We start from the raw sequence: 2,455 nt of genomic DNA, 5'->3' as shown, positions 1-2,455 counted from the left end.
TTTCAATCATTTGCAATATAAAGTTAGGATAATATCAAGGTTAGGATAATGATGCTTATCCGAAATTTCGGATAAGCATCAACTGCAACCGGGCGAACGTTTCACGGCAGATATGACAGAACGGCAGGCGGACTCGCTCCTCCGTGCCGACCTTTGGAAATGCTTTGAACACTTCAAAGGATATGGCAAGGATGCCCTGCTGCTCAGCCTCCTTGCCTATAATGTGGGCGTGGGGCGATTGCTGGGGTATGGCAAACATCCCAAGAGTAGGCTACTCAAAAAAATAGAAGCTGGAGACAGAAGCTTCTATCGGGAGTATGTTTCATTCTGTCGATATAAGGGCAAGGTTTTGAAAGGTTTGGTCAAGCGCAGACAGGTAGAGTTTGCCTTGTTCTTTCTTCCTTAACCATAGACTGCTATTTTTACTCTTGAATATTATACATTTTAATTTGGTTGTGTAAAATGAAATTAATATCTTTGTAATAATAGCATATTATTAATTAATTTAAATAAAAATCATAATCATGGATAAAACAGATGTAATTTTGCGAGAGCTGACAGAAAAAGAGGTTCTGGAAAGAAAACCTTTTTCACATTTTGGGTGGGAAGGAAATGGAGCATTTTCATTCGTTTCGATATCAGATGGGTATTGGGATTCTGCAAAAATATTACTGGGAAAGATGATTTCTGATAGCCGTAAGATAGCAGTAATTGATACGCTGATATATCCTCTATTTTTCAATTACAGACATTCCATAGAGGCATACTTAAAGGCACTTTTTTTTAACCATGGCAACCATACGGAAGAGGAAAGGCAAAAGTTCTTAAAATGTGGACATAATCTTCAATCTCTATGGAGTAATTTGCGACCGACTTTGGATGCAGGGAAAAAGCATGTAGGAAGCTCTGTCAATTTAGATGCAATAGAACATTATATAAAAGAAATTAATAAATTTGATCCTGACTCTATGGTGATGCGGTATCCTATTAGAAAAGATTTAAAGAATAATAAAGGACGTCAATACCGCGTTGATTTCATTCATTTTGGAGAACGTATGGATGAATTGTGTAATTCTCTGCGACAAATAGATTACGATATCTCTAATCAAATGGATGAATTAGCTACTCCAGAAGAATTAAGCAAATACCTTGAAGTATTCACAAAGTACAAGGATGAAATAGATGAATTTTTATTGCTTTTGGAGAAGGAGTTGAAAGATGAATATAAGGAAGTTGCCATAGACTTTTTCGATTTAGGAACATTGTCAAGTGATGACGAAATGTCAGATGTCGACAAATTCATCCAAGATTGTGCCCCAGATTTGCTAATTCTCCTAAATAATCTATATTATGGTGGACGTTTGGTCAATGAACAAGCTGTTCGATTATCAACCTCTCCAGTTAGAAAGCAGAAAGAATTTGTTCGTTTCTGTAACGAACTATTGAAAAAAGATGGACTCTCTTTTGGAACGGAGCCTTCTGAGGGGCAAATAAATATAGAAGGTAAACTAGCCTCATCCTTGATAGCAGGTATCTCAACATCTATTTCCATTCTAAATTTAGCAGATAAGATACAATAAGAAAGATAGAGTATAAGTCAGATATATTCCTGCGACTTTCTTTTGCTTCTTTTCTTTGGTCGCCTACTCGTTCAAAGAGAAAGAAAAGAAGCCACGCAAACCAAAAATTTGCGTGGCTTTTGCTAGTATTCAGAAGGATATTTTTGCACTTTCGTTATTCTGTCTATTCGTTTGTTGGGATGTCTGTCAAAAGCCCAATTTATTTCATCATCGGGCAGGGTGCTGTGAATGCTTCCACCCATAATCAACCCACAATTTTGCAGGACTTTTTGTCGTGCGTCTTCCTTGCTCTCCGCAACCACATCAAACACTCCATCGAAGATGTATTGTGTCCGAACTCTGTAAACTTTCTTCTTCATAATCTTAAAATTCAACCTTTAATAATCTGTATTCCTTTGGCTCTCCATTGGATAATTTGCGGTGTTTAAGCCAAAAATGATGTGCGCCATAGCCGTATGCAAAGAACTTATCAAGTTCTGTTTCTTCGGCTATTTTGTTGATAGCCGACCTTAACTCCTCTTTGTTGTCGGATAGGGTTATTGCATTAATAACCCTTATGAGAATATGCGGTATCTCATCCACATAGTTGTAGATAATGTTTTCAATCTCTGTTTTCATATCTCTGATAATTTAATGGTTTATACTTTATGCAGTCGCTTTCATTCTTCGACTTATAAGATCTCGATTGGCATTCACAAGGTTTACTATCTGGTCGTGATATTCCGTGTTCTTGTTGCACACGCCACGACTTTGCACCACCTCCAATGATTTCAGTGATACTTCTATTGTTTCTATCCGCTTGCCCTCAATGGTTGCCGATAGGATTAGTGAGTCCTCTTTAAGATAATATTCGTTGGAGAATACGCAATGGTGCA

The 2,455-nt window shown here is 37.4% G+C and carries 4 protein-coding genes and 1 pseudogene; 2 read left to right on the top strand and 3 right to left on the bottom strand.

What is annotated here, in order from left to right:
- Positions 1 to 76: 76 nt before the first annotated feature.
- Positions 77 to 406 (top strand): annotated as a pseudogene (locus tag HMPREF9304_RS09245) (glycoside hydrolase family protein); the annotation flags it as partial.
- 118 nt (positions 407 to 524) lie between these two features.
- Positions 525 to 1,580 carry a hypothetical protein gene (locus HMPREF9304_RS09240; RefSeq protein WP_007173308.1) on the top strand — a complete coding sequence of 352 codons (1,056 nt, stop codon included), beginning with the start codon at positions 525 to 527 and terminating at the stop codon, positions 1,578 to 1,580.
- 122 nt (positions 1,581 to 1,702) lie between these two features.
- On the opposite strand, the gene HMPREF9304_RS09235 is transcribed toward HMPREF9304_RS09240, so the two are convergent.
- The 3 genes from HMPREF9304_RS09235 to HMPREF9304_RS09225 form a co-directional block, all read right to left on the bottom strand.
- A complete protein-coding gene (locus HMPREF9304_RS09235; RefSeq protein ID WP_036864491.1) occupies positions 1,703 to 1,939 on the bottom strand; it encodes a hypothetical protein in 237 nt (78 codons plus the stop codon).
- A gap of 4 nt (positions 1,940 to 1,943) precedes the next feature.
- Positions 1,944 to 2,198 (bottom strand): DUF8466 domain-containing protein, encoded by a 255-nt coding sequence (locus HMPREF9304_RS09230; RefSeq protein WP_036864488.1) that lies wholly within the window; start codon positions 2,196 to 2,198, stop codon positions 1,944 to 1,946.
- Between the two features lie 27 nt (positions 2,199 to 2,225).
- The coding region (locus tag HMPREF9304_RS09225; protein WP_036928394.1) for a PcfJ domain-containing protein at positions 2,226 to 2,455 on the bottom strand (230 nt) is incomplete at its 5' end.

It is taken from the genome of Hoylesella timonensis S9-PR14, from assembly GCF_000762405.1.
GTDB lineage: Bacteria > Bacteroidota > Bacteroidia > Bacteroidales > Bacteroidaceae > Prevotella > Prevotella timonensis_A.
Note: the sequence above shows the minus strand (reverse complement) of the source record. Positions and strands in the feature narration are given on the sequence as shown.